Source organism: Micromonospora sp. MGP-C2, from assembly GCF_057766525.1.
On record NZ_JBYMEN010000002.1, the window covers coordinates 2283120 to 2309376 of the forward strand.

General features: G+C 69.7%; 22 protein-coding genes, 1 tRNA gene and 1 pseudogene. 11 read left to right on the forward strand and 13 right to left on the reverse strand.

All coding sequences use genetic code 11. The annotated features are described in order from the left end of the window. Positions 1–134 precede the first annotated feature (134 nt). Entirely contained in the window at positions 135–1643 is a 1509-nt protein-coding gene (gene rpsA / locus AC3CF1_RS09985; RefSeq protein ID WP_030337999.1) for a 30S ribosomal protein S1, read from the reverse strand. A gap of 490 nt (positions 1644–2133) precedes the next feature. Here rpsA and AC3CF1_RS09990 point away from each other — a divergent pair, with 490 nt between their 5' ends. The 4 genes and pseudogenes from AC3CF1_RS09990 to AC3CF1_RS10005 all read left to right on the forward strand — a co-directional run. Further along, positions 2134–2940 (forward strand): class I SAM-dependent methyltransferase, encoded by an 807-nt coding sequence (locus tag AC3CF1_RS09990; protein ID WP_488450208.1) that lies wholly within the window; start codon positions 2134–2136, stop codon positions 2938–2940. Between the two features lie 56 nt (positions 2941–2996). Then, positions 2997–3599 (forward strand): Uma2 family endonuclease, encoded by a 603-nt coding sequence (locus AC3CF1_RS09995; RefSeq protein ID WP_488450210.1) that lies wholly within the window; start codon positions 2997–2999, stop codon positions 3597–3599. Positions 3600–3651: 52 nt separating this feature from the next. Further along, complete coding sequence (locus AC3CF1_RS10000; protein WP_396679641.1) at positions 3652–3870, forward strand: hypervirulence associated TUDOR domain-containing protein; 219 nt, start codon at positions 3652–3654, stop codon at positions 3868–3870. Continuing rightward, positions 3857–4204: pseudogene (locus AC3CF1_RS10005) on the forward strand (DUF3140 domain-containing protein); the annotation flags it as partial. The gene AC3CF1_RS10000 and the pseudogene AC3CF1_RS10005, both read left to right, overlap by 14 nt. A gap of 369 nt (positions 4205–4573) precedes the next feature. On the opposite strand, the gene polA reads toward AC3CF1_RS10005, so the two are convergent. The 8 genes from polA to AC3CF1_RS10045 all read right to left on the reverse strand — a co-directional run bounded on the left by polA (position 4574) and on the right by AC3CF1_RS10045 (position 14660). Next, positions 4574–7273 (reverse strand): DNA polymerase I, encoded by a 2700-nt coding sequence (gene polA, locus AC3CF1_RS10010; RefSeq protein WP_488450212.1) that lies wholly within the window; start codon positions 7271–7273, stop codon positions 4574–4576. A 134-nt stretch (positions 7274–7407) separates the two neighbouring features. Further along, positions 7408–8121, reverse strand: coding sequence for an ABC transporter ATP-binding protein (locus tag AC3CF1_RS10015; RefSeq protein ID WP_141910468.1), 714 nt, complete (start codon positions 8119–8121; stop codon positions 7408–7410). Next, positions 8108–9049 carry an ABC transporter ATP-binding protein gene (locus AC3CF1_RS10020; protein ID WP_088949292.1) on the reverse strand — a complete coding sequence of 314 codons (942 nt, stop codon included), beginning with the start codon at positions 9047–9049 and terminating at the stop codon, positions 8108–8110. Before AC3CF1_RS10020 ends, AC3CF1_RS10015 begins: the two co-directional genes overlap by 14 nt. Next, positions 9042–10220 carry a branched-chain amino acid ABC transporter permease gene (locus AC3CF1_RS10025; RefSeq protein ID WP_088949293.1) on the reverse strand — a complete coding sequence of 393 codons (1179 nt, stop codon included), beginning with the start codon at positions 10218–10220 and terminating at the stop codon, positions 9042–9044. The genes AC3CF1_RS10020 and AC3CF1_RS10025 overlap by 8 nt, the downstream gene beginning before the upstream one ends. Next, positions 10217–11200 (reverse strand): branched-chain amino acid ABC transporter permease, encoded by a 984-nt coding sequence (locus AC3CF1_RS10030; RefSeq protein WP_354983068.1) that lies wholly within the window; start codon positions 11198–11200, stop codon positions 10217–10219. The genes AC3CF1_RS10025 and AC3CF1_RS10030 overlap by 4 nt, the downstream gene beginning before the upstream one ends. 67 nt (positions 11201–11267) lie before the next feature. Then, positions 11268–12419: a branched-chain amino acid ABC transporter substrate-binding protein gene (locus tag AC3CF1_RS10035; RefSeq protein WP_354983067.1), complete on the reverse strand. Its 1152-nt coding sequence runs from the start codon at positions 12417–12419 to the stop codon at positions 11268–11270. A 364-nt stretch (positions 12420–12783) separates the two neighbouring features. Beyond that, complete coding sequence (locus AC3CF1_RS10040) at positions 12784–13971, reverse strand: hypothetical protein (protein ID WP_354983066.1); 1188 nt, start codon at positions 13969–13971, stop codon at positions 12784–12786. 65 nt (positions 13972–14036) lie between these two features. Further along, complete coding sequence (locus tag AC3CF1_RS10045; protein ID WP_088951901.1) at positions 14037–14660, reverse strand: ANTAR domain-containing response regulator; 624 nt, start codon at positions 14658–14660, stop codon at positions 14037–14039. Between the two features lie 81 nt (positions 14661–14741). On the opposite strand from AC3CF1_RS10045, the gene AC3CF1_RS10050 reads away from it, so the two are divergent. The 3 genes from AC3CF1_RS10050 to AC3CF1_RS10060 all read left to right on the forward strand — a co-directional run bounded on the left by AC3CF1_RS10050 (position 14742) and on the right by AC3CF1_RS10060 (position 16336). After that, positions 14742–14824 (forward strand) — tRNA-Leu (locus tag AC3CF1_RS10050). Between the two features lie 299 nt (positions 14825–15123). Beyond that, the gene (locus AC3CF1_RS10055) at positions 15124–15606 is read left to right on the forward strand and encodes a hypothetical protein (protein WP_488450217.1); all 483 of its coding nucleotides are present in this window, start codon (positions 15124–15126) and stop codon (positions 15604–15606) included. A 79-nt stretch (positions 15607–15685) separates the two neighbouring features. After that, positions 15686–16336 (forward strand): NAD-dependent epimerase/dehydratase family protein, encoded by a 651-nt coding sequence (locus AC3CF1_RS10060; RefSeq protein WP_354983063.1) that lies wholly within the window; start codon positions 15686–15688, stop codon positions 16334–16336. A gap of 9 nt (positions 16337–16345) precedes the next feature. Here AC3CF1_RS10060 and AC3CF1_RS10065 read toward each other — a convergent pair whose 3' ends face one another. Further along, positions 16346–17524 carry a trans-sulfuration enzyme family protein gene (locus AC3CF1_RS10065; RefSeq protein ID WP_488450219.1) on the reverse strand — a complete coding sequence of 393 codons (1179 nt, stop codon included), beginning with the start codon at positions 17522–17524 and terminating at the stop codon, positions 16346–16348. 83 nt (positions 17525–17607) lie between these two features. Between AC3CF1_RS10065 and AC3CF1_RS10070 the strand changes: the two genes are divergently transcribed. Together AC3CF1_RS10070 and AC3CF1_RS10075 are read left to right on the forward strand one after the other, a co-directional pair. Beyond that, positions 17608–18087, forward strand: coding sequence for an Lrp/AsnC family transcriptional regulator (locus AC3CF1_RS10070; RefSeq protein WP_088949299.1), 480 nt, complete (start codon positions 17608–17610; stop codon positions 18085–18087). Between the two features lie 72 nt (positions 18088–18159). Further along, positions 18160–19170 (forward strand): LLM class flavin-dependent oxidoreductase, encoded by a 1011-nt coding sequence (locus AC3CF1_RS10075; RefSeq protein ID WP_172862072.1) that lies wholly within the window; start codon positions 18160–18162, stop codon positions 19168–19170. 200 nt (positions 19171–19370) lie between these two features. Here AC3CF1_RS10075 and AC3CF1_RS10080 read toward each other — a convergent pair whose 3' ends face one another. After that, positions 19371–21617 (reverse strand): rhamnogalacturonan lyase family protein, encoded by a 2247-nt coding sequence (locus tag AC3CF1_RS10080; protein WP_488450222.1) that lies wholly within the window; start codon positions 21615–21617, stop codon positions 19371–19373. A gap of 242 nt (positions 21618–21859) precedes the next feature. Between AC3CF1_RS10080 and AC3CF1_RS10085 the strand changes: the two genes are divergently transcribed. Continuing rightward, entirely contained in the window at positions 21860–23299 is a 1440-nt protein-coding gene (locus AC3CF1_RS10085) for a pyridoxal-dependent decarboxylase (protein WP_488450224.1), read from the forward strand. A gap of 230 nt (positions 23300–23529) precedes the next feature. Here the strand turns inward: AC3CF1_RS10085 and AC3CF1_RS10090 are convergent, their stop codons facing one another. Further along, positions 23530–24507 (reverse strand): sulfite exporter TauE/SafE family protein, encoded by a 978-nt coding sequence (locus AC3CF1_RS10090; RefSeq protein WP_488450226.1) that lies wholly within the window; start codon positions 24505–24507, stop codon positions 23530–23532. Positions 24508–24792: 285 nt separating this feature from the next. Next, positions 24793–25257, reverse strand: a complete 465-nt coding sequence (locus AC3CF1_RS10095; protein WP_088949303.1) for an RrF2 family transcriptional regulator — start codon at positions 25255–25257, stop codon at positions 24793–24795. Positions 25258–25524: 267 nt separating this feature from the next. Here AC3CF1_RS10095 and AC3CF1_RS10100 point away from each other — a divergent pair, with 267 nt between their 5' ends. Continuing rightward, on the forward strand, positions 25525–26193 hold the full coding sequence (locus AC3CF1_RS10100) for a YceI family protein (RefSeq protein WP_210793923.1): 669 nt from the start codon (positions 25525–25527) through the stop codon (positions 26191–26193). Positions 26194–26257: the final 64 nt, after the last annotated feature.

The window sequence follows — 26257 nt, forward strand, 5'->3', positions numbered from 1 at the left end:
TGCCCGCCTCGTCCCGGCCCGGGCTCGTCGAGAGGCCCGGGCTGCTCCCACAACGAGCGGGCCTCGCCCACGGCGAGGGCCCCGCCCCAGCGATCCGAAGATCGCGGGGACGGGGCCCGTCGTCGTTCAGCGGGTCACTTACCGCCGGCGAGCTTCTCCCGCAGTGCGGCGAGCGCCTCGTCGGTGGCCAGCGTGCCGGCCGGCTCCTCGGCCTGCCGGCTCGGGGCCGGGCTGGACGAGGAGGTGGTGCCACCGCCGCCACCGGCAGCGGCCGGGACGACCGGAGTCGGGTTGGCAGCGGCCTCGGCGTCGGCAGCCCGAGAGGTCTGCACCTGCTTGGTGTGGGCCTCCCAGCGCAGACGAGCCTCGGCGTACTGGTTCTCCCAGGTCTCGCGCTGCTTGTCGTACCCCTCGAGCCACTCGCCCGTCTCCGGGTCGAAGCCCTCCGGGTAGATGTAGTTGCCCTCGGTGTCGTACGTCGCGGCCATGCCGTAGAGGGTCGGGTCGAAGTGCTCCTCGCCCTCGACGAAGCCCTCGTTGGCCTGCTTGAGCGACAGCGAGATCCGGCGGCGCTCCAGGTCGATGTCGATGACCTTGACCATGACCTCGGAGCCAACCTGGACGACCTGCTCCGGGATCTCCACGTGGCGCTCGGCCAGCTCGGAGATGTGGACCAGGCCCTCGATGCCGTCGTCCACGCGGACGAACGCACCGAACGGAACCAGCTTGGTGACCTTACCCGGCACGATCTGCTGGATCGCGTGGGTGCGGGCGAACTGCCGCCACGGGTCTTCCTGGGTCGCCTTCAGCGACAGCGAGACCCGCTCGCGGTCCAGGTCGACGTCCAGGACCTCGACCTCGACCTCCTGGCCGACCTCGACAACCTCGGACGGGTGGTCGATGTGCTTCCAGGACAGCTCGGAGACGTGCACCAGACCGTCGACGCCGCCAAGGTCCACGAAGGCGCCGAAGTTGACGATCGAGGACACGACGCCCTTGCGGACCTGGCCCTTCTGCAGCTTGTTGAGGAACTCGGTGCGCACCTCGGACTGCGTCTGCTCCAGCCAGGCCCGGCGGGACAGGACCACGTTGTTGCGGTTCTTGTCCAGCTCGATGATCTTGGCCTCGAGCTCACGCCCGACGTACGGCTGCAGGTCGCGCACACGACGCATCTCGACCAGGGACGCGGGCAGGAAGCCCCGCAGCCCGATGTCGAGGATGAGGCCGCCCTTGACCACCTCGATGACCGAACCGCGGACGACGCCGTCCTCGTCCTTGATCTTCTCGATCGTGCCCCAGGCCCGCTCGTACTGTGCCCGCTTCTTGGAGAGGATCAGACGACCCTCCTTGTCCTCCTTCTGGAGGACCAGGGCCTCGATGTGGTCGCCAACCGTCACAACCTCGGCGGGGTCCACGTCGTGCTTGATCGACAACTCCCGAGAGGGGATGACACCCTCGGTCTTGTAGCCGATGTCGAGCAGGACCTCGTCCCGATCGACCTTGACGACGGTTCCTTCGACAATGTCGCCGTCGTTGAAGTACTTGATGGTCTCGTCGATCGCGGCGAGGAATGCCTCCTCGGAACCGAGATCGTCGTGGGTGACCCGGGTGGCGCTCGAGGGGGCCTCGATGCTGCTCGTCATGTGGGCGGTTGCTCCGGTCGGTGGGTTGTCACAGCAGGCTGGTGTCGCAGTGACCTGTTCGCGCCAGCGGATCCGCCGCCGGGCACACCGAACGATCGCCTAGTGAGATCATGATGTGGCTCCGACGACCGCGTACCTGCTCCCTGCCGAGGCAACGCGATCCGCGAGCGCATCGTCTAGCCTACCGTGCGCATTACCACAGCGTGCAAGCCCTCCCGGCTTCTCTCCGTGCGGTGACCTGCGAAAGGCGAACAATCGCCCGTAAACAGCCTCTGCTGTCTCGTGCGTCACAGCAGCCCCAGCCGTCGCATCACCCAGCGGACATGTGCTCCGCGTGATCGACCCGGTTTCCTGAACATCGGCGTGTCCCACCGGCCCGGACGCCGCGACTTCACAAAACCGAGTCGATCAGGCGTCACCGCGCGAGGAGTCGCAGGATCTCGGACGCGCCGCCGTACCGAACGGGGCGAGGGGGCCTAGCGTGAGCGCCGTGGATGACGACAGCCGGGTCACCCGGCGCCGGGTGGGTGACGCCGAGGCCCGGCGGGCCAACCGCGGCTGGTGGGACACCGACGCCGACGACTACCAGGCCGAGCACGGCGCGTTCCTCGGCGACGTGGACTTCGTCTGGTGTCCGGAAGGGCTGCGCGAGGCCGACGCCCGGCTGCTGGGTGACCTGTCCGGGCGGCGGGTGCTGGAGGTTGGTTGCGGCGCGGCGGCCGCTGCCCGCTGGCTCGCCACCCAGGGTGCCCGGCCGGTCGCCTTCGACCTGTCCGCCGGAATGTTGCGGCACGCCGCCAAGGCCGCCGACGACACCGGGGTACGCGTACCACTGGTGCAGGCCGACGCCCTCGCCCTGCCGTTCGCGGACCGGTCGTTCGACCTCGCCTGCACCGCGTTCGGGGCGATCCCGTTCGTGGACGACTCGGCGGCCCTGCACGCCGAGGTGCACCGGGTGCTGCGCCCCGGGGGGCGGTGGGTGTTCTCGGTGACCCACCCGATGCGCTGGATCTTCCTCGACGACCCGGGTGAGGGCGGGTTGACGGCCGTCCACTCGTACTTCGACCGCTCCCCCTACGTGGAGCAGGACGAGTCCGGCGTGGCCACCTACGTCGAGCAGCACCGCACCCTCGGCGACCGGATCCGTGAGCTGGTCGGCGCCGGGTTCCGACTGCTGGACCTGGTGGAGCCGGAGTGGCCGGAGGGGCACGAGGGGATCTGGGGGCAGTGGAGCCCGCTGCGCGGTCGGCTCTTCCCCGGTACCGCCATCTTCGTCGCCGAGAAGCCCGCCGACTGAACGCGCCGCACCCGCAGTCCGATCTGCATCCCGTCGATCGCCGGTAGGCTCGTCACATGCGCGCGGAGCCCATCCCGACATCACCTGGCCCCTGGTGTCCGGACCCGGTGCGGCAGCAGCGTGCCGACTACACGCTGGAGGACCTGCTCACCCTGCCGGACGACGCCCCCCGTGTCGAACTCGTCGACGGAGTCATCCAGGTGACGCCCTCCCCCACCCTGGGCCATCAAGACATCTCGTTACTGCTTGCGCACTGGCTGCTGCAACATGTACCGGCCGACCTCCGGGTCGTGCAGGCCGTCGGAGTCGGGCTGAGTTCGAACACCAGCCGACAGCCCGACGTTCTGCTGCGGCGGGCCGGCGGGTCTTCCTCCCGATCCTCGCTGCGTCCGGCGGACGTGGTCCTCGCCGTGGAGATCGTCTCGCCCGGTACGCGACGGATCGACAGGTTCGCTAAGCCCGGCGAGTACGCCGCCGCCGGCATTCCGTTCTACTGGCGCATCGAGCAGGACCCGGTGCACGTCTACGCGTATCGGATCGGCGACCGGGTGGGTCCCGGCGGTGAGCGGCAGTACGAGCTGGTCGCCGACGGCGCCGACGTGATCGAGCTGGCCGAGCCGTTCGACATCAAGCTGCCGATCGCCGAGATCACCCCGTAGCGCGTCGCCGGAACGGCCGTTTCGCCGTCCCGGTGTCGGGTAGCCGAGGAGCATGGCCGAGCAGCGATTCCGCAGAGGCGACCAGGTTTCCTGGTCGGCCCACGGCAGCCGCGCGTACGGCGTGGTGCAGGGCACGATCACCGAGCGGACACGGATCCGCGGGCGAGCCGTGAACGCGGCCCCCGATGACCCGCAGTACCGGGTCCGCAGCGACGGCACGGGCCGCGACGTGGCCCACCGACCCGAGGCGCTGCGTCATGAGCAGAGCTGACGACCAGGGCCGGGACACCTTTCGGGAGTTCACCGAGGCGGTGAACATGAAGCCCCGTGAGCTGTCCACATGGCTCGAGACCGACGAGTCGAAGCAGGTGGGCTGGCACAAGGGCGGCCGCTCCGGTGGCGGCGAGTCCGTCGGCCACGAATCCGGCCGGAAGATCATCAACCTGCTCCGTCGCAAACGGGGCGACCTGTCCGAGGGCGACTACAAGCACATGCGCAAGGTGGTCGGCTACGTCCGCCGACACATGGCGCAACGCCCGTCCGGCAACGTCCGCGACACCAAGTGGCGCTGGTCCCTGATGAACTGGGGCCACGACCCCCTGAAGTAGCCCGTGAGCACGCCTGAACCACGTCACTCCACGGCAAGATCCGCACAACTTCGGCGAAGTTGGTGCCTCAGAACCCCGCGACCCAGCACTTTCCCCGAAGTTGCGCGGATCTTGCGCCGGCGTCGGCGCACGGAAGCGGACGCGGCGCGGCACGACGCGGACCTGGCGACCCGGCGTCAGCAGACGGCGACGAAAGCAGCGCGGACCTGGAGATCAAGGGCGCTCTCCACCACGCCGAGCAGGACCGACCGCAGAGACCTCGTCGGGGTTCCGGGGCAGCCCGACCCGCGCAGGGATCAAGCCTGACCGCCCGGAGCGGGTCGGGCGCGACGAAACCCGGAACCCGGACCGCGACCGCCAAAAGACTCAGTGGTCAGCGCTGTTCCAGTCCCGCCCCTCGCCCACGGACACCTCCAACGGCACCGACAGCGGGTACGCCCCGCCCATCTCGTGCCGGACCAGTGCCTCCAGAGCCTCCCGCTCACCGGGGGCCACCTCGAAGACCAGCTCGTCGTGCACCTGCAGCAGCATCCGCGAGCGCAGCCCGGCCTCGCGCAGCGCGGTGTCGACGTGCAGCATCGCCACCTTGATGATGTCGGCCGCGGAACCCTGGATCGGGGCGTTGAGCGCCATCCGCTCGGCGATGTCGCGGCGCTGCCGGTTGTCGCTGACGAGGTCGGGCAGGTAGCGGCGGCGACCCAGGATGGTGGAGGTGTAGCCGTCCTGGCGAGCCCGGGCGACCACCTGGTGCAGGTAGTCGCGCACCCCACCGAACCCGGCGAAGTAGTTTTCCATCAGCCCGCGCGCTTCTTCGGTGTTGATCCCGAGCTGCTGGGACAGGCCGAAGGCGCTCAGCCCGTACGCCAGGCCGTAGTTCATGGCCTTGATCTTGCGGCGTTGGTCGGGGGTGACCTGGTCGAGCGGCACCCCGAAGACCGACGAGGCGGTGGCGGCGTGGAAGTCGGCGCCGGAGTTGAAGGCGTCGATCAGCGCGTCGTCCGACGAAAGGTGCGCCATGATGCGCATCTCGATCTGGCTGTAGTCGGCGGTGAGCAGGCACTCGTAGCCCTCTCCCACCACGAAGGCCCGGCGGATCCGCCGGCCCTCCTCGGTGCGGATCGGGATGTTCTGCAGGTTGGGCTCGGTGGACGAGAGTCGACCGGTGGCCGCCACCGTCTGGTTGAAGGTGGTGTGGATCCGGCCGTCGTCGGAGACCGACTTGAGCAGACCGTCCACTGTCGACTTGAGCTTGGCGACGTCGCGGTGGCGCAGCAGGTGGGCCAGCACGGGGTGCGGCTGTTGCGCGTAGAGCCACTGCAGGGCGTCGGCGTCGGTGGTGTAACCCGTCTTGATCTTCTTGGTCTTCGGCAGGCCCAGCTCGGTGAAGAGGATCTCCTGCAGCTGCTTGGGCGAGCCGAGGTTGAACTCCCGGCCCACCGCCTCGTAGGCGCCCTGAGCGGCGGCCTTCACCTCGGCGGCGAAGTGCGCCTCCAACTCGGACAGATAATGCGTGTCGGCGGCGATGCCGGTGCTCTCCATTGTGGCCAGCACCCGCATCAGCGGCAGCTCGACCCCGGCCATCAGGCGGGCGGACTGCTCGCCGTCGCGGGACAGCTCAGCGTCGATCGCGTCGGCCAGGTCGAGGGTGGCCCGGGCCTGGAGCATCAGGTTCTGCTCGACCACACCCTCGTCGCCCAGCCCGTCGAGGGTGAGCTGGCCGGACTCCGGGACGTCGACGCGCAGCTCCCGGTGCAGGTAGCGCAGCGCAAGGTCGGTCAGGTCGTAGGACCGCTGGTCGGGGCGGGCCAGGTACGCGGCGATCTGGGTGTCCCGGACGATGCCGGCGAGCTGCCAGCCGTGCGCGGCGCAGGCCAGCACGGCCGGCTTGCTGTCGTGCAGCACCTTGGGGCGCTGCTCGTCGGCCAACCAGCTGGCCAGGGCGCCCTCGTCGGTCGGGTCGAGCGTTGCCGGGTCGACCCAGGCCGCCGCACCGCCGGCGGTGGCCAGCGCGAGACCGGTGATCGAGGCGGTGTGCCGGCGGTTGGGGCCGGTGTCGAGCTTGACCGCCAAACCGACGGGGGTGCCGGTCGGCGCGTGCGTGGTCAGCCAGCCGGCCAGCGTGCCGGGCTCGGTGAGCACCTCGCCGGTGAGGTCGAACCCGGACTCGGCCTCCGGCTCGACCGCCTCCAGGTACTGGTAGAGGCGGTCACGCAGGATGCGGAACTCCAGGGTGTCGAAGACCTGGTGCACCGCCTCCCGGTCCCAACCGGTCCACCGGGCGTCCTCCGGGCGCAGCGGCAGCTCCAGGTCGGAGACCAGGCAGTTGATCTCGTAGTTGCGGATCACGTCGGCAAGCCGCTCGCGAAGGCTGTCGCCGGCCTTGCCCTTGATCTCGTCGGCACGGGCGATAACGCCCTCCACGCCGCCGTACGTGATGATCCACTTGGCCGCGGTCTTCGGGCCGACGCCGGGGATGCCGGGCAGGTTGTCGCTGGTCTCGCCGACGAGCGCGGCGAGGTCCCGGTACTGCTGTGGCGGAACGCCGTACTTCGCCTCGATCGCCGCCGGGTCCATCCGGGCCAGGTCGGAGACGCCCTTGCGCGGGTAGAGGACGGTGATCTGGTCGTCGACCAACTGGAACGCGTCCCGGTCGCCGCTGCTGATCAGCACCGTCATGCCCTGGTCGCGGGCCTGGCAGGCGAGCGTGGCGATCACGTCGTCGGCCTCGAAGCCCTCCTTCTCCACCACTGGGATCTGCAGCGCGGCCAGGACCTCCTTGACGAGGCTGACCTGCCCCTTGAAGTCGGTCGGGGTCTCGCTGCGGCCGGCCTTGTACTCCGCGTACTTGTCGGTGCGGAAGGAATGGCGGGAGACGTCGAAGGCGACGACGATGTGGGTGGGCTGCTCGTCGCGCAGGACGTTGATCAGCATCGAGGTGAAGCCGTAGACCGCGTTGGTCGGCTGACCCGTCGTGGTGGAGAAGCTTTCCACAGGCAGGGCGAAGAAAGCCCTGTATGCCATGGAATGTCCGTCGACGAGGAGCAGGCGCGGCGTCGTAGCTGTCACGGCAGCGACTCTAGCCCGTCGCACCGACATCCCTGGCCGGCGGCACCGGGTGACACGACGCCGAAACGGCGTCCGGCCCGAACGCCGACGGCCGGCCACCCCATGCAGGGGTGACCGGCCGTCGCTCGGGTGGCTCAGGCCACGCCGAGGTACGCCTCCTTGACCGACGGATCGTGCAGCAGGTCCTGACCGGACCCCTCCTTGACGATCCGACCGGTCTCCAGCACGTAGCCGCGGTGTGCCCGCGACAACGCCTGCTGGGCGTTCTGCTCCACCAGCAGAATGGTGGTGCCCTGCTGGTTGATCTCCGTGATGATGTCGAAGATCTGCCGGATCACCAACGGGGCAAGACCCATCGACGGCTCGTCGAGCAGCAGCAGCTTCGGACGGCTCATCAACGCCCGGCCGACCGCGAGCATCTGCTGCTCGCCGCCGGAGAGCGTGCCGCCGGCCTGCTTGCGCCGCTCGGCCAGCCGCGGGAAGAGGGTCAGCACCCGCTCCAGGTCGGCGGCGATGCCGGCGGAGTCCCGCCGGGTGTACGCCCCCATGTCCAGGTTCTCCATCACCGTCATACCCGGGAAGATCTGCCGCCCCTCCGGCGACTGACACAGCCCCCGGACCACCCGCAGGTCGGCCCGGAGCTTGCTGATGTCCTCACCGTTGAAGGTGATCTTCCCGTTGGCGAGCGACCGGGTCCCGGAGATGGCCCGCATCGTGGTGGTCTTACCAGCGCCGTTCGCGCCGATCAGGGCCACCACCTCACCCTCGTTCACGGTGAGGCTGATGCCGTGCAGCGCCTCGATCCGGCCGTACGCGACGGCGACGTTCTCGAGCTCAAGCAGCGTCATCGGCTGGCTCCCCCAGGTATGCGGCGATCACCTTCGGATCGCGGCTGACCTCCGCGGGCGCACCCTCGGCGATCTTGCGGCCGAACTCCAGCACCACGATCCGGTCGGTGACACCCATGACCAGCCGCATGTCGTGCTCGATGAGCAGCACGGTCAGGCCCATGTCACGGATGTTGCGGATCAGGGTGAGGAGCTCCTCCTTCTCCGCCGGGTTGAAGCCGGCAGCCGGCTCGTCCAGGCAGATCAGCTTCGGCTCGGTGGCCAGCGCGCGGGCGATCTCCAACCGGCGCTGGTAGCCGTACGGCAGGTTGCGTGCCTCGTCGTTGGCCCGGTCGGCGATGCCGACGAAGCGCAACAGCTCGAGCGCCTTGGCCTCGGCGGCCCGCTCCTCGAGGATGTGCCGGGACAACCCGAACGTCTTGGCGAACGTCCGGCGAATCTCCTGCCACGACCGCTGGATGCCCGACTCGGCGGTGACCTGCGGCAGCTCGTGCTGCTTCGGCCTGCGCCGAGGCAACCGGAAGAGCGCCCCGGGCACGCTGGTCTTGTGCCGGGAGTCGGTGCCGACCATGACGTTCTCCAGCGCCGTCATCTCCGGGAAGAGACGGATGTTCTGGAACGTCCGGGAGATGCCCAGCTGGCTGATCTGGTGCGGCTTGCGGCCGGTCACCTGCTGGCCCTGGAACCGGACCGCTCCGGAGGTCGGCTTGTAGACCCCCGTCATCACGTTGAAGCTGGTGGTCTTGCCGGCGCCGTTGGGCCCGATGAGACCGAGGATCTCTCCCTCGTAGATCTTGAAATTGATCTTGTCGAGGGCGACCACGCCGCCGAAGCGGAGCGTGACGTCATCGACTTCGAGCAGTACCGACCGGGGCCCCGGCTGGGCCGGGATCTTCGGCGCGGACGTGCTGGTGGTCTGGTCAGACATGAGCAGGCGCCTCCTCTGCCTCGGCCGCGCGGTCCTTCAACTCACGGGCCCGCCGCCGGCTGGGGATCAGGCCCTGCGGACGCAGGATCATCACCAGCACCATGGCCAACCCGAAGACCAACCACCGGTAGTCGGCGAAGTCGCGGAACCGCTCCGGCAGGTACGCCAGCAGGACCGCGCCGAGCGAGACGCCGATCATGTTGCCGGAACCGCCGACCACGACCATGGCGACGAAGAGGATCGAGAGGTTCGCGTTGAACTGGGTCGGGTCGATGAACGCGTTACGGCTGCCGAAGAGGAAGCCCGACAGGCCACCGAGCGCAGCGCCCATGGCGAACGCCCACAGCTTGAACTTGAACGGATACACGCCCATCACCGCGGCGGCGTCCTCGTCCTCGCGGACCGCGAGCCAGGCGCGACCGACCCGGCTGTGCTCCAGCCGGCGAACCAGGATCACCATCAGCAGGACGAAGGTGATCGCCAGCCAGTACCAGGGCTTCGCGTCGATCAGACCGAAGACCTTGTTGTCCGCCGACGGCGGACCCTCCGGACCCGGAATGGCCGAAATACCGACCGGACCGTTGGTGACGCCGGTGGCGTTGCGGGCGACGATGCGGATGATCTCACCGAAGCCGAGCGTCACGATGGCCAGGTAGTCACCGCGCAACCGAAGCGTCGGCCAACCCAGCAGCACACCGGAGATCATCGTCAGCACGATCGCGAGCAGGAGACAGATCCCCCAGGTCACCGCCCAGGTCGGCGGCAGGTTGAACTCCTGCTGGATCCACTTGACGACCGGCGAGTTCACCGAGCCGAAGAGCGCCACGCTGTACGCGCCGATGGCGAAGAAGCCGATGTAGCCGAGGTCGAGCAGGCCGGCGAGGCCGACCACCACGTTCAGACCGATCGCGACAAGCACATAGATGGCGCAGATGAAGAGCACACCCGCCCAGTTGTTGCCGCCCTCGATCGAGTCGGTACGCAGGTTGTTCAGACCGGGGATCATGAGACCGCCGGGCAGCTTGCCCAGGTACGGCAGGTGGTAGACGAAGACGAGCAGAGCCACCACACCGATGGCCTTCTGCCACTTCGGCAGGGCCTGCCAACGGTCGCTGACCGAGGTCAACAAACCGACCCGGCGGCGGTCTGCGGAGCGAATCTTGTCGATCATGCGCGGGCCCTCCCGAGCGACTCACCCAACAGGCCGGTGGGCCGGAACATCAGCACCACGATCAGCACCACGAAGGCGATGACGTCCTCCCAGTTGGACGCGAAGAGCGTCGCGCCGTAGACCTCGACGATGCCGAGGAAGAGGCCACCCAGCAGCGCACCGCGCAGGTTGCCGATGCCGCCGAGGACCGCTGCGGTGAACGCCTTCAGGCCGAGCACGAAGCCGATGCTGTTCTGCGTGAAGCCGAACCGCATGCTCCACAACAGCGCGGCGGCGCCGGCCATGATGCCTCCGAGCACGAAGATCAGCATGATCACGCGCTCCTGGTTGACGCCCATCAGCGCGGCGGTTTCCGGGTTCTGGGCCACGGCCCGCACACCCCGGCCGTACCGGGTGCGGTTGATGAACCAGTCCAGCACCGCCATCATGGCCACGGCCGCGACGAAGACGATGAGCTGGATGTTCGTGATCGCCGTGTTGCCGATGGTGAAGAGGGTCTCCTGCTGGATGATCGTCGGCATACCGACGATCTGCCGCGGCCGGCCGAACACATCCGGCAGGGCGCCACCAAGCAGCTTGGGCAGGACCTGCCCGAACAGCTCCACGAAGACCAGCGACAGACCGATCGCGGTGATCAGGAAGATCAGCGGCGGCGCGTTCTTGCGTCGCAACGGCCGGTACGCGATCCGTTCGAGCGCCAGGGCTGTGCCGCCGGAGGCGACCGCCGCGACGATCAGACCGAGCACCAGGAACAGGATCGCCTGGCCGATGGGCGGGTTATTTTGCACCCCGAGCTGGTTCCAGAGGATCAGTACCGCGAAGGTACCGACCATGAACACCTCGGAGTGCGCAAAGTTGATCAGGCGAAGGACGCCGTAGACGAGGGTGTAGCCGAGGGCGATCAGGGCGTAGATCGCACCCTTGGACAGGCCGTCGACCGTGTGCTGGCCGAGATGGCCGATCAGTTCATCGAAATGCACCGGGGGTCTCCTTGAATCGAGTGCGGCCGGGGTGAAACACCCCGGCCGCACTCCATTGCGTGGGGCGTCAGCTGAGCTTGAGCTCCTGCAGCGCTTCGATGGCCTCGCCCTTGATCTGGTAGGCCCAGATGACGACCTTCGACGGGTCGACGTCACCCTTGGAGTCGAACTTGATGTACTTCGACACACCCTGCTTGTCGTACGACTTCACGAACGCCAGGATGTCCGCCCGGGTCTTCTTGCCAGCCTTGAAGGCGTCCAGGTAGATGGTGGCGCCGTCGAAGCCTTCCGCACCGTAGGAGCCCGGCGGGATGCCGAACTTCTTCTGGTAGTCGGCAGAGAAGGTGCCGCCGGCCTTGTCGGCCGGGAGGCACGGGCAGGTGATGATCGCGCCCTCGGCACCGCCGGAGGCACCCTTCGGGAACGCCGTGTCGTAGAGACCGTCCGGACCGACGAACTTGGCGTTGACGCCAGCGGCACGCATCTGCTTCACCAGCGGGGCGGCCTCACGGGTGTAGCCGCCGTAGAAGACGAAGTCAGCCTGCGAAGACTTGATCTTCGAGACGGTGGCGTCGAACTGCGTCTGCCGCTCCTGGATCTTGTCCTTGTTCACGACCAGCGGGCCGAGCTGCTTGCCCAGCTCGTCGGTGATACCGGCGCCGTAGGCGCTGGCGTCATCGACCATGAAGACCTTCTGCGCGTTCTGGGTCTTCAGGTAGCTCGCCACCGCACCGGCCTGCGTGCCGTCGTTGCCGACCACGCGGTAGAAGGACGTGTTGCCCTTCTGGGTCAGGTCGGTCCGGGTCGCCGACGGGCTGACCATCGCCAGGCCAGCGGCCTGGTAGATCGGCATCGTCGCGTCCGACTCACCGGAGAAGTGACCACCGATGACACCGAGGAACGAGTTGTCCCCCGCGATCTGGTTCGCGAACGGGGTCGCCACCGCGGGGTCACCCTGGGTGTCGAACTCCTGCATGGTGACCTTGCAGTCCGCGTTCGCCGCGTTGAACTGCTCCACGGCGAGCTTCGCGCCGTTCAGCGACGGGATCACCAGACCCGCGTTGTCACCAGTGAACGCGCCGAAGATCGCGATCTTGCCACCGCAGTCACCGGACGCGTTCCCACCCTCGCTGCCACCCGAATCCTGGCAACCAGCCGCGACCACCAGGGTCGCGGCGAGCGCAACGGTGCCCAGCGCCCGTACATAGCTTCGCCTCACGGCTTCAGACCTCCTCCAGATGCGGACGCGGCTGACCCGTTGCGACGGCGACAGCAGCAGACCGCAATTCCACCCACCCCGCAGGGACTGCCCCTGCGTTACGGCTCGTGATGGCGGAGCGTACCGACACCGCATACCGTCCCGGAAGACCTGAACGCTGGGTCTGCGAAACCGTTACGAAGACGTGGGCAATCATGTCGATGTCCGTAACAGGTGAATCCGCCGGACGGTCCTTAAACCCACGCCCGGTCGCAGTCCGCCCGCACCCGCCCGGACCGGGCACTGCTGCCGAAAAAGCCGATTGACCTGCGGAAACGTCTCAGCGGACCGCAACCGGACCCGTGCACCACGTGAACGTCGGCGTTCAGACGCCCACACCGGCCGCCCACCACAGCCCGGCCCGCGTCCCATCGTCGGCCGCCAACCACCACCGGTCACCCACCGCCACCAGCGTCACGTCCCGATCAACACCGGCCGGCACATCGAGCGGCGCCGTGACCTCCCGCCACGACCCACCCCGGTCCGACGACACCCACACCGAGTGCCGCGCCCCGTCCGTCACCGCGGCGAACAACCGATCCCCGGACGACACCAGCGACGTCACACTCTGCACCCCGGCCCCGGCCCGCCGCCCGAACGTCCCGGCGGACACCCAACTCGCCGCCTCCTGCCGCCAGGCGCCGAACACCGCCCCACGCAGACCGACCGCCACCGGCACCCCGCCGACCAGCACCACCCGCTGCAACTCCTCGTACTCCGAACCGCCCGGCAGCACGGTGCGCCGCCACGACCGCCCGTCCGGCGACGACCAGACCGCCGGGTCACGGTCGATCCGGCCGGCCGGCAGAAGGCCTCCCACCGCCAACCAACCCGACGACGTCGCCACCGAGTCGAACGCCCAGGTCACCCCCACCGCGTCACTCGCCAGCTCCGGCGCACCCTCGACCAGCGCGAACTCCGCCGCGTCCGGCGACGACACCCAGGAGGCCGCGCCCGCCGAACGGTTACCGACGATCAACCAGCCCTGCGCACCCGCCGTCAGTCGGGACACGTTCACCGCCGTCGGCCCGCCGTACGTCTCGAACGACGCCTGCACCTCGACCAGCGCACCGTCAGCCACCTGCCGCCAGGTGCTCACCCGCGGGTAGCCGTGCGCGCCACCGACCTTCGCGCCGATCAGCGCCGCCTTCCCGTCCCGGCAGGCCACCGACAGGAACACGTTCTGCCGACCGTAGAAGGACTCCGCGCGAATCGGCAGCAGCGTCCAGGTCGTACCGTCCACACTGGTCCAGGCCGCCGGACGCGTGCCGCCCTCGGCATCGACGACGCCACCGACCACGAACCACCGATCCGCGCACGACGCCGCGTCACGTATCAGTGGACGCCCCGCACCACCCGGCGGCGCCGGCAGCGTCAGCGGCTGCCAAGCCGGCCGCAACGCCGGCGCGGCGGGCGTCGCCGACCCCGCGCCGTCGGGCGCGGCCGACCCGTCGCACCCGGCAAGCACCAGCGTAAAGAGGCCGAACACCGCGATCACCCGTCGGACGGACATCCGCCGATGCTAACCACCGGAGGCCGCTCACGGCGGCCCACACGGCCCGTTGTCGCGCGGAGCGCTCAGACGGTCGGCTGCTGCGACACCTCGCCGCCGGCGGTCTCCGCGAGGATCCGCTCGGCGACCTCCTTCATGGTCATCCGGTGGTCCATCGCCGTGCGCTGGATCCACTTGAACGCCTGCGGCTCGGTCATGCCGTACGTGGTCATCAGCGCGCCCTTGGCGCGCTCCACCGCCTTGCGGATCTCCAGACGGTCGGTCAGGCTCGCGACCTCGGCCTCCAGGGCCGCGACCTCCGAGTAGCGCGACAGCGCGATCTCCACCGCCGGGACCAGGTCACTCTTCTGGAAGGGCTTCACGAGGTACGCCATCGCGCCCGCCGCCCGCGCCCGCTCCACCAGATCACGCTGGCTGAACGCGGTCAGGATGATCACCGGGGCGATCCGGGCACCGGCGATGCGCTCGGCGGCGGCCAGCCCATCCATGATCGGCATCTTGATGTCGAGGATGACCAGGTCGGGCTTCAACTCCTCGGCGAGGCGGACGGCGGTCTCACCGTCGCCGGCCTCCCCCACCACCTCGTAACCCTCTTCGACCAGCATCTCGGCGAGGTCCAGCCGGATCAGCGCCTCGTCCTCGGCGATCAGTACGCGCCTGCGCTCGGTATCCGTCGGCATCTCAGCCACCAGCCACTCCCACCATCGATCACTGCACGGCTACCACCCATGCTCCCGCATGAGAGTAGTCGGGTACAGTAAGCGCCACCCGCCGGGATGGTGGAACGGCATACACGGAAGTCTCAAACACTTCTGCCCGAAAGGGCTTGCGGGTTCGAATCCCGCTCCCGGCACTCTGTCATACACCTGTTCGATGATGCGGGTGTGCACCCACCGCAGATGCGGGCGCAGGCCCGCGCTCTCCGCGCTCGCGGAGACACCATCCACGCAGTAGCCCGTACCCTCTCCCTGCCCTACACGACGGTCTGGCACTGGTGCGTCGATCGACCCGAACGGGCGAAGCTCGGCACCGGATTGCGCTGCTTCCGCTGCCTGCCGGGTGTCGAGAATCCGACCGACCCTGCCGCCTATGCCTACCTGCTCGGCCTCTATCTCGGCGACGGTCATCTGGCCGTCTCGACCGAAGGTGCCGGTGTTGCGCATCTACTGCTCCGACGCATGGCCAGGGCTGATCGAGGCGTGCGACGTCGCCATGCGGGCCGTGCTCGCGGCAAAGGTGCAGCGTGTCCAGAAACAGGGTTGCGTGGGAGTACAGAGTTACGGTGTGCACTGGCCGTGCCTGTTGCCGCAGCACGGCCCCGGCAAGAAGCACGAGCGCCCGATCGTCCTGGCCGACTGGCAGCGACCGATTCTCCAGAGCCACCCTGGTGACTTCCTGCGTGGCCTGTTCCACTCCGACGGCTGCCGCGTCGCCAACCGGGTCACCGTGCGCGGCAGGGCGTACGTCTACCCGCGTTACATGTTCGTCAACGAGTCGACCGACATCATGCGGCTGTGCCAGTGGGGCCTCGACCTGCTGGGCATCGACTGGCGGATGAACCGGCGCAACTCGCTCTCGGTGGCGCGGCGGGGTGCGGTCGCCGTGTTGGACCGGCACGTGGGCCCGAAGTCCTGACCGGTACCGCGCGGATCACACCGACCGTGGGAGCCTGGCCGCCAGGCGGCAGCGGGATCGACGACAGGGGTGGGAACTGATGCGGGTGGTCATCTTCGGTGCGACCGGCATGGTCGGCCAGGGCGTGTTGCGGGAGTGCCTGCTCGCCGACGACGTGCGGGAGGTGCTGACTGTCGGTCGCCGGCCGACCGGTCGGCAGGACCCGAAGCTGCGGGAGCTCACCGTCGCGGACGTGGGTGAGTTGGCTGCGGTGCGCGCCGAGTTGACCGGTGTGGACGCGTGTTTCTACTGCCTGGGCGTGTCCTCGCTGGGTCTGGACGAGGCGGCGTACACGCGGGTGAGCTACGACTACCCGCTCGCGGCGGCGCGGTTGTTGGCGGAGGTGAGCCCGCAGGTCACGTTCGTCTACGTGTCGGGCCAGGGCACCGATTCGTCGGGTCGGGGTCGGGTGATGTGGGCGCGGGTCAAGGGTCGGGCCGAGAACGCGATCATCGAGTTGCTGCCCAACGGCTACGCGGCGCGTCCCGGTTTCATCCAGCCGACCTACGGGGCGGTGTCGAAGACCCGGTTGTACCGGTTCGGGTACGCAGTCGCGCGGCCGCTCTTTCCGGTGTTGCGTCGGTTGCTGCCAAACCAGGTCACCACCACCGACGGGATCGGTCGGGCGATGCTGCGGGTGGCTCGGCAGGGCTCGCCGCGTCGGGTGTTGGGCAACCGCGAGCTGCGCTGACCGGGCCCGTCAGGCGATCGTGTCGAGGGCCTGGGCGAGGTCGGCGCGCAGGTCTTCGGGGTCTTCGAGACCGACCGAGAGCCGCAGCAGGGCGGCGACGGGTTTCGCGTCGCCCTCGACGGGTCGGTGGGTGAGCGAGGCGGGGTGCTGGATGAGGGTGTCGACGCCGCCGAGGGAGACGGCGTGGGTGATGAGGCGGCAGGCGCTGGTGACGGCGGCCGCGGCGGGTGCGCCGCCGCGTACCTCGAAGGCGAGCAGGCTGCCGGGTCCGGCCATCTGCCGGCCGACCAGCGCCGCCGGGTCGTACACCGAGGGGTGGTGCACCCGGTGTACGGCCGGGTGGTCGGCGAGCCAGCCCGCGAGTTTCTCGGCGCTGGCCTGTTGGGCGCGGACCCGCAGCGGCAGGGTCTGCAGGCCGCGGTGCAGCAGGTAGCCGCCGAGTGGGTGCAGGATCGCGCCGGTGACCGCGCGGACCTGGCGTAGTCGCGCGGCCCAGTCGGCGTCGCAGGCGACGACGCCGGCGAGCACGTCGCCGTGCCCGCCGATGCTCTTGGTGGCGCTGTGCAGGACGAGGGTGGCGCCGTGTCGGGCGGGTTGTTGCAGTACGGGGGTGGCGACGGTGTTGTCGACCAGCAGCGGGACGTCGCTGGCCGCAGCGGCGAGGGCGGCGATGTCGACCAGGTCGAGGGTGGGGTTGGCGGGTGTCTCGACGATGATCAGCGCGGTGTCGGGGCGAACGGCGCTGGCGACCTCGTCGGGGCGTGCCCAGGTGACTGTGGTGCCGAGCAGGCCGGTGGCGAGGACGTGGTCGGTTCCGCCGTAGAGGGGCCGGACGGCGACGACGTGCCGGCGGTCGTCGCGGGCGGCGGCGAGCAGGGTGGCGGTGAGGGCGGCCATGCCGCTGGCGAAGGCGACGGCCTGGGCGGTGCCCTCCAGTTCGGCGAGGGCGGTTTCGAAGCGGGCGACGGTGGGGTTCCAGAGCCGTTGGTAGACGGCGCCGCCCTCGGCGGGGAGGGTGCCGCCGGTGGCGAGCTGCTCGTACGCGGCGCCGCCGTCGTCGACCGAGGGCAGTGGATTGGTGGTCGACAGGTCGATGGGTGGCACGTGCACGCCGAGGGCGCGTAGGTCGTCGCGGCCGGCGTGTACGGCCCGGGTGTCCACCGTCGTCATGCCGGTAGCGTCGAACATCTACCGTCTGATGGGCAATGGTTCGGCAGATCATTCTGTCGATCGGCTTGGTTTTGGTGGCGGATTCGGGTGATGATGGCGGGATGCCTCCTGAGCCGAACGATGTGCGGCCGTATCCGGCCCTGGACGAGGTGGACCGCGCGATCCTGAGCGAGCTGGCCGCTGATGGCCGTCTGCCGAACAACGCCCTCGCCGAGCGGGTGGGGGTGGCGCCGTCGACGTGTCTGACGCGTACGCGGGCGCTGCGCGAGCGTGGCGCGATCCGTGGTTTCCACGCCGAGGTGGATCCGGCCGCGCTCGGCCTGCCGTTGCAGGCGTTGGTGTCGGTGCGGCTGACGGCGCACGAGCGGGCGGCGGTGGACGCGTTCCGGGCCCGGTCGGTGCGGCTGCCGGGGGTGGTGTCGGTGTTCCACGTGGCCGGCGCGGAGGATTACGTGCTGCACGTGCGGGCGGCGTCCGGTGACGCGTTGCGGGACTTCGTGCTGGACCATCTGGCGGTCGACCCGGTGGTGCAGCACACCCAGACCAGTCTGATCTTCGAGCAGGCGCGCGGGATGGGCTGAGCAGCGGGTGAGCTGGCCGACGAAAACCCGCGTGGCGGAACAAAGCCGCCCGTTGACGGGTTGGTTGACCTTGTGATCACCGTACCGTTGTCTGTTCTTGATCTTGCCCCGGTCGCCAAGGGCACCTCCGCTGGCGCGGCGTTGCAGGCCACCACCGAGCTGGCCCGACGCACCGAGGAGCTGGGCTACCACCGGTTCTGGGTGGCCGAGCACCACAACATGCCGGCGATCGCCAGCTCCGCGCCCGCGGTGCTGCTGGCGCACCTGGCCGCGAACACCTCGACGATCCGCCTCGGGTCGGGTGGGGTGATGCTGCCCAACCACGCGCCGCTGGTGGTGGCCGAGCAGTTCGGCACACTGGAGGCGCTGCACCCCGGTCGCATCGACCTCGGTATCGGCCGGGCGCCGGGCACCGACCAGGTGACCGCGCTGGCGTTGCGGCGCACCATGGAGGGCCTGTCGGCGGAGGGCTTCCCCCGCGAGCTGGCGGACCTGATGAACTACTTCAGCGGGGAGAAGCCTGGGCAGATCATCGCCACCCCGGGTCACGGTGAGCAGCCGGCCGTGTGGCTGCTGGGTTCCAGCGGTTTCAGCGCCCAGCTCGCCGGTCTGCTCGGCCTGCCGTTCTCGTTCGCGCACCACTTCAGCTCGGCGAACACCCTGCCGGCGCTGGCCCTGTACCGGCAGAACTTCCGGCCGTCGCAGTGGTTGGACAAGCCGTACGCGATGGTGGCGGTCAACGCGGTGTGCGCGGAGACCGACGAGCGGGCCGAGTGGCTGACGGGGCCCAGCGCGTTGTCGTTCCTGAAGTTGCGCTCGGGCCGGCCGGAGCCGCTGTCGACGCCGGACGAGGCGGCGGCGTACCCGTACTCGGAGTTCGAGAGGGAGTTCGTCCTGCAACGCCGCGACGGTCAGGCGATGGGTTCGCCGGAGACGGTGCGCCGGCAGCTGACCGAGCTGATCGAGCGCACCGGCGCGGACGAGCTGATGCTGACCACGCTCGTGTACGACGTCGAGGACCGGGTGCGGTCGTACGAGTTGATTGCCGAGCAGGTGGCGGGCGGTCTGCACCGGGCGGCGTGAAACACGATCTTCACGTCAGCGTCACCCGGCCGACCCGGACGGTGCCTAATGTTGGTGCCGGTGGTGGTACGGCATTCTCGGTCGGGACGGGTCGAGAATGCCGCGGTGTGGCGCACCGGGCCGGAGCTGAGCGGATTCCGCGGCTGCGGCCCGGTGCCTGCCACCCTAGGCGGCCCCGTTCGGGACCACCAGGGGTCAGATCAGCGTAGGTAGATGTTCGGGGTGGGCGGGTCGGCCATCCCGTTGCCGATGAAGAACCCCGGGTGTGGCGGTTGGTTGTAGGCGGTGTTCTGCCACGCGATCGCCACCCGATACTGCGGGTCGTGCATCAGGGTGTGGATCCGGGTGCTGGTCGGTGTGGGCGTGCTGTAGACGCGCAACGCCCGGCTGTCGGTGGTTCGCCAGATCACCTCCTCACGCCAGTCGCCCAGGATGTCGCCGGAGAGCGCCGGGGTGGACTTGGTGCCGTTGTTGGACGCCACCCCGCTGCCGGTGAGCAGCCGGGTGTCGCCACCGGTGCCGTACTTGTCGATCTTCGTGGCGTCGACCAGTTCCCGCACCGGGTCACCGTCCCACCAGGCGAGGAAGTTCGCCGACGACGGCTTGCGGCCGATGTTCTGCCCCCGGGTGTTGGCCAGCCCGGTGGCCGCCGACGACCAGGACTCGGCGCCGGGGCTGCCGGCCCAGATGTCCGCGGAGACTCCCCGGCCGTTGTCGCCGGAGGCCGGCGTGGACCAGAGGACCTGACCGGTACGGGCGTCGGCGAAGTAGGAGCTGGGCTTGCTGGCGTCCTCGTCGACTTTGAAGACCTCCAGGCCGGCACGGCCCGGGTCGAGGTCCCCGACGTGCATGGCGTCGCCGTGCCCGTTGCCGGTGGAGTGCAGCAGCCGGCCGTTGTCGTCGATGGTGGCGGCCCCGTAGACGATCTCCTGCCGGCCGTCGGCGTCGACGTCGGCGACCGAGAGCTGGTGGTTGCCCTGCCCGGCGGCGGCGCCGTTGCCGGAGGCGTTCGAGTCGAACGTCCAGCGCTTGCGCAGCGTGCCGTCGCGGAAGTCCCAGGCCGCGATCACCGCTCGGGTGTAGTAACCCCTGGCCATGATCAGGGAGGGACGCTGCCCGTCGAGGTAGGCGGTGCCGGCGAGGAACCGGTCCACCCGGTTGCCGTACGAGTCACCCCAGGAGGAGACGGTGCCGCGCGGCGGGTCGTAGTTGACGGTGGAGAGCACCGCGCCGGTCTGCCCGTTGAACATGGTCAGGTACTCCGGACCGGACAGCACGTAGCCGCTGGAGTTGCGGTGGTCCGCCGACGACGAGCCGATGACCTGGCCGGTGCCGGAACGGGTGCCGTCGGCGGTCTTCATGGCCACCTCGGCGCGGCCGTCGCCGTCGTAGTCGTACACCTGGAACTGGGTGTAGTGGGCGCCGGCGCGGATGTTGCGGCCCAGGTCGACGCGCCACAACCGGGTGCCGCCGAGGGTGTACGCGTCGACGAGGACGTTGCCGGTGTAGCCGGACTGGGAGTTGTCCTTGGCGTTGGACGGCTCCCACCTGAGCACGATCTCGTAGCTGCCGTCGCCGTTGAGGTCACCCACCGAGGCGTCGCTGGCGCTATAGCTGTAACTCTCGCCGCTGGGGGTGCTGCCGCCGGCCGGGACCTGCAACGGCACGTCCAGGTAGCCCGCGCCGAACTGCAACGCCGGTGCCGACGCCGCCTGCTCGGCGCCGCCCACCACGGCCCGCACGGTGTACGCCGAGCCGGCCGCCGCGCCGCTGTCGAGGTAGTTGGTGGCGCCGGTGATCGGGCTGGCGTTGACCTTTGTCGCCCCCCGGTAGAGGTTGAACGCGACCCCGGAGGTCTCGGTGCCGAGCAGCCGCCAGGAGACCAGGTTGCCGCTGCCGGAGCGGACACTGATCAACCCGCGGTCCAGGTTCTCCATCTGCAACACGCCAGCCGACGGCGGCGGAGTGGTCGGCGGTGGGGTGGTGGGTGGTGGCGTGGTCGGGGGTGGCGTGGTCGGTTCGCCGGTGGGAGGGGCGCCGGTGCAGGTGGTGCCGTTGAGCGCGAAGCTGCCCGGCACCGGGTTGCTGCCGGTCCAGGAGCCGTTGAAGCCGAACGTGGCGGTGCCGTTGCTCGCGATGGCGGCGTTGTGGTCGACGTTGCGGGCGGTGACCTGGGCACCGGACTGGGTGACGGTGGCGTTCCACGCCTGGGTGACCTGTTGCCCGGCGGCGTACGACCAGGTGAGGGCCCACCCGTTGACCGGGTCGCCGAGGTTGGTGACGGTGACGTTGGCGCCGAAACCGCCCTGCCACTGGTTGGTGATCTGGTAGTCGACCCGGCAGCCGACGGCGGCGGCCGAAGCGGTGACCGTGCCGAGGGTGCCGGCCACGACGGCGGCGGCCGTCGTGCCGGCGAGCAGGATCAGCCGATGTCTGGACGGGTGCATGGACTGCCTCCGGGGATCCGGTGGTGATCGCTGCGGCCCACTGACCCTGCCCGGGAAGCACAGTGGACCGGCCCGGCCGCGACTGCGGCGGACGGCGATCTGATCGGGGTTGAACGCCCTGGAACTCACGGATCCGGCTCACCGCGCATCGTAAGGCAAGCGCTTTCCGGTACGCAATATCGACGACCGTCGTTCATTTGCAGGTCTTGCCCCGACAAGCGCCACCTGATCGACTCGTGGGTGTGAGCGCCCCACACATGAGCCCCGACGAGTTCCGCCGAGCCGGCCACGCCGTCGTCGACTGGATCGCCGACTACTGGGCGACTGTCGAACAGCGACCGGTCGCCCCGTCCGACCCGCCGGGCACCGTCGCCGCCGCCCTCCCCGCCACGCCACCGACCACCGGCGGCGAACCGGTCGAGGCGGTCCTCGCCGACCTGGACTCCATCGTCGTACCGGGGCTGACCCACTGGCAGCACCCCGGCTTCTTCGGCTACTTCCCGGCCAACACCTCCGGCCCGAGCGTGCTCGGTGACCTGGTCAGCTCCGGGCTCGGTGTGCAGGGCATGCTCTGGGCCTCCAGCCCCGCCTGCACCGAGCTGGAGACGGTGATGATGGACTGGCTGGCCCACCTGCTGGACCTGCCGCAGCGGTTCCGCTCGACCGGCAGCGGCGGCGGGGTCATCCAGGACTCCGCCTCCTCGGCGACGCTGGTGGCCACCCTGACCGCACTGCACCGGGCCAGCGGAGGGCGCTGGCGCGACACCGGCATCGACCGGCGCTACCGCGCCTACACCTCCACCCACGGCCACTCCTCTATCGAGAAGGCCGTACGCATCGCCGGGCTGGGCAGCGACGGCGTCCGGTCCATCGCTGTGGACCCGGACACCCAGGCGCTGCTGCCCGACGCGCTGCGTACGGCGATCGAGGCCGACCTGGCCGCCGGTGACGTTCCCGCCATCGTGGTGGCGACCATCGGCACCACCTCCACCACCGCCATCGACCCACTGCCAGAGATCGGGGCGATCTGCGCCGAATACGGGATCTGGCTGCACGTCGACGCCGCGTACGCGGGCTCCGCCGCCGTCTGCCCCGAGCTGCGGTGGTCGCACGCCGGCCTGGAGTACGCCGATTCGTACTGCTTCGACCCGCACAAGTGGCTGCTCACCGGCTTCGACTGCGACGCGTTCTGGGTGGCCGACCGCGCCGAACTGATCGAGGCGCTGACCGTGCTGCCGGAGTTCCTGCGCAACGCCGCCTCCGACTCCGGCGCGGTCATCGACTACCGGGACTGGCAGGTGCCGCTGGGCCGGCGCTTCCGGGCCCTGAAGCTGTGGTTCGTGCTGCGCTGGTACGGCGCCGAAGGGCTACGGGCCCACATCCGCTCGGGGGTGGCGCTCGCCGCCCAGTTCGCCGATCGGGTGCGCGCCGACGACCGCTTCGAGCTGGCGGCGGCACACCCGTTCTCACTGGTCTGCTTCCGACTGCGCGCCGACGACGACGTCAACGCCGCACTGCTGGCCCGGGTGAACGACACCGGGCGGGTGCACCTGACACACACCCGGGTCGACGGCCGCTACACGCTGCGCATGGCCATTGGCTCCCCGCAGACCACCGAAGCGCACGTCGACGAGGCCTGGACGCTGCTCGCCCACGCGGCCAAAGACCTGCTCACCCTCTGACGCCCTCTCCCCCGCCGCCGCCCCGCGCCCCGCGCCCGCACCGCCCCGCACCCCGCACCCCGCACCCCGCACCCCGCACCCCGCACCCCGCACCAAGATCCGCGCAACTTCCCTGATGTTGCTGTCTCCGGCGCGCGGGAGGCAGCAACATCCCTGATGTTGCGCGGATCTTCCCGTGCGATCTCCCCACGCGATCTGCACGGCGCGGCATGATCACGCGGGTGTGGCGTTCAGCGCGGGTTGGGCGGACCCGTCGCGGCCAACTCGCCCGCGACCACCGCGGCCGGAGTGGCGGGAGCAGCAGGAAGGGCGTCGGGGGCGGCCTCGGCGGTCGCTGCTTCGGCGCGGGCCAGGCGGGTCCGGCGCAGGGCCCGCACGGCCAGCACCAGGGCGGCCAGCCAGCCGGCGGCCAGCAGGGCGTACGTGATGGGGCGGATCGGGCCGTCCAGCTCGGCGGAGCGGAGCAGGGCGCGGGCGTTGGTCAGCACGATCACGCCGCCGACGGCCGCGCCGAGGAGTTGGGCGGGGACGATGCGCACCAGCCAGGCGGCCAGCGGGGCGGCGATGAGCCCGCCGATCAGCAGTGCCGCGACTGTGGGCAGCAGGAACCCCTCGGTGCCCAGCCCGATCAGGAAACCGACGCTGGCGGCGGCGGAGACGACGAACTCGGAGGTGTCCACCGAGCCGATGACCTTCCGGGGTTCCATGCGGCCGGAGACCAGCAGTGCCGGGGTGGCCACCGGGCCCCAACCACCGCCGCCGGTCGCGTCGACGAAGCCGGCGACCAGGCCGAGGGGGCCGAGGAAACGACCGCGAAGACGCCCGCCGACCCGATCGGTGCGCAGCGGTCGGGCGAAGCGGATCAGCAGGTAGGCGCCAAGGGTGAAGAGGATGGCAGCCATCCACGGCGCTGCCGCCTCGGTGGAGATCGAGCTGAGCACTGTGGCGCCGGCGAAGGCGCCGATCGCGCCGGGTAGGGCGATGCGGGTCACCACCCGCCAGTCGACGTTGCCGAACCGCCAGTGTGCGACGCCTGCGGCGAGGGTGGTGCCAATCTCGGCCAGGTGCACCGAGGCCGAGGCGGCGGCCGGGGCTACCCCGGCGACCAGCAGCAGGGTGGACGAGGTCAACCCGTACGCCATGCCGAGCGAGCCGTCGATCAACTGCGCGACGAGTCCGACCAGAGCGAGGACCAGCAGCTTGCGCACGAGCGCCCCCTGACTTTTCGGCATCTCCTATCGACTTGGTCGACAATGCGGCACGGGGCTGCCAGGGTCAAGCCCTCGATCGGTGGATGGGACGCCTCCATGCGGAGCGCGGCACGAGAGACGACATCACGCCGCGCCGCACCACGGATGACGTAACCAGTGGCCGCACTGCGAGGACAACAGACGCGGCGCGCCGCCGAGGACGACGTCAAGGGCGCGCATCGCGGCAGAGGCCGCCGGGCGGTGCGGGGCGGCGGGTGACGCCGGGTCTGAGCGGGACGGCGCTCAGATCCAGGCGCGCGGGTCGGCGACCAGCTCGGTGACCCGTGCGGGCAGGGTGCCCGCGGCCACGTCGGCGATGCTGACCAGATCCAGGATTTCCCGCTCGCTCGCCCGCAGCGCGATCCAGACCTCCTGGAGCGCCCGGGCCGGACCGTGGTAGCCGAGCTGCTCGGGACGCTGCCCGCGTACGTGGGCGAGCGGCCCGTCGATCACCCGGATCACCTCGGCGAGGGAGATCTCCTCGGCGGGGCGGGCCAGCCAGTAGCCGCCCTCCGGGCCACGCTGGGCGTGCACGATGCCGCCGCGACGCAGCTGGAGCAGGATGCTCTCCAGGAATTTCGGCGGGATCTCCTGGGCACGGGCGATCTGGTCGGCCGTGACCGGCCGGCCGCGCCCAGGACCACTGGCCGTCGCGGCAAGCTCGGCGGCCGCGCGGAGGGCATAGTCGACCCGGGCGGATAGGCGCATGCCGGCAAGGTTAGTCGTTGGTCAGCCAGCTGGGCGGGCGACCCTCGGCCGATCGGGTACGCATCGATGGAAACCTGTGCCGCTCACGCCCGTTCCCGCCACCGATGCGCAGCGGTGAAGCGCGTCATGATCCACCGCGCGGTGGGGGCCGAAATGCTGTTCTGGAGCGTCCTTATGCTGGGCGGGAGTACGAATGTCTGGCCGTTTACGTGGCCGCCGACAAGATATAGATAAACACCCGGGTGTGCTCGGGGGGAAGGCAATACGATGACCGATGTCGCCACACGCACCTGGGATGGCATGACCATCCCGGTCGCCGGCACCTATCTTCTCGATCAGGCGCACAAGCGGATCGGTTTCCTGTCCCGGCACATGATGGTGAGCCCGGTGCGCGGCGAGTTCGCCGAGGCCACCGCCGAGATCATCGTGGCGGAGGACCCGCTGCTCTCCTCTGTGACGGCCACCATAATGTCGGCCAGCATCACCACCGGGAGTGTCGACCGGGACACGCATCTGAAGAGTGCCGACTTCCTCGATGTGGAGCGCTATCCCACTCTCGAATATCGAAGCACCGGAATCAAATGGCAGGGCACCGAGGACCCCATATTCCAGTGGGCCCGTCTGCGCAACCATCGGTTGGGCGGACGAGGCCGGAGTCACATTGTTCCGCCGCAGTCCGACAGCACACCCGGACGATTCGTCCTCACCGGTGAGTTGACGGCGAAGGGGGTCACCCGGGCTGTCGACCTGGAGGTGAATTTTGGTGGCACCCGTCGTGATCCGTACGGGCAGAACATCTTCGGATTCAGCGCGACGGCCGAGATCAACCGTGAGGACTACGGCCTGCTCTGGAATGTCATCCTGGAGAGCGGCGGAGTGCTGGTCGGCAAGACGGTGCAGATCGAGATCGCCGGCGAGGCCATCTACCAGGCCTGACCCGCCTCATCCCCGCCACGACGCGGCCGTTGCGGACGCGCGCCTGGCGGGGATGGTCGAGAAG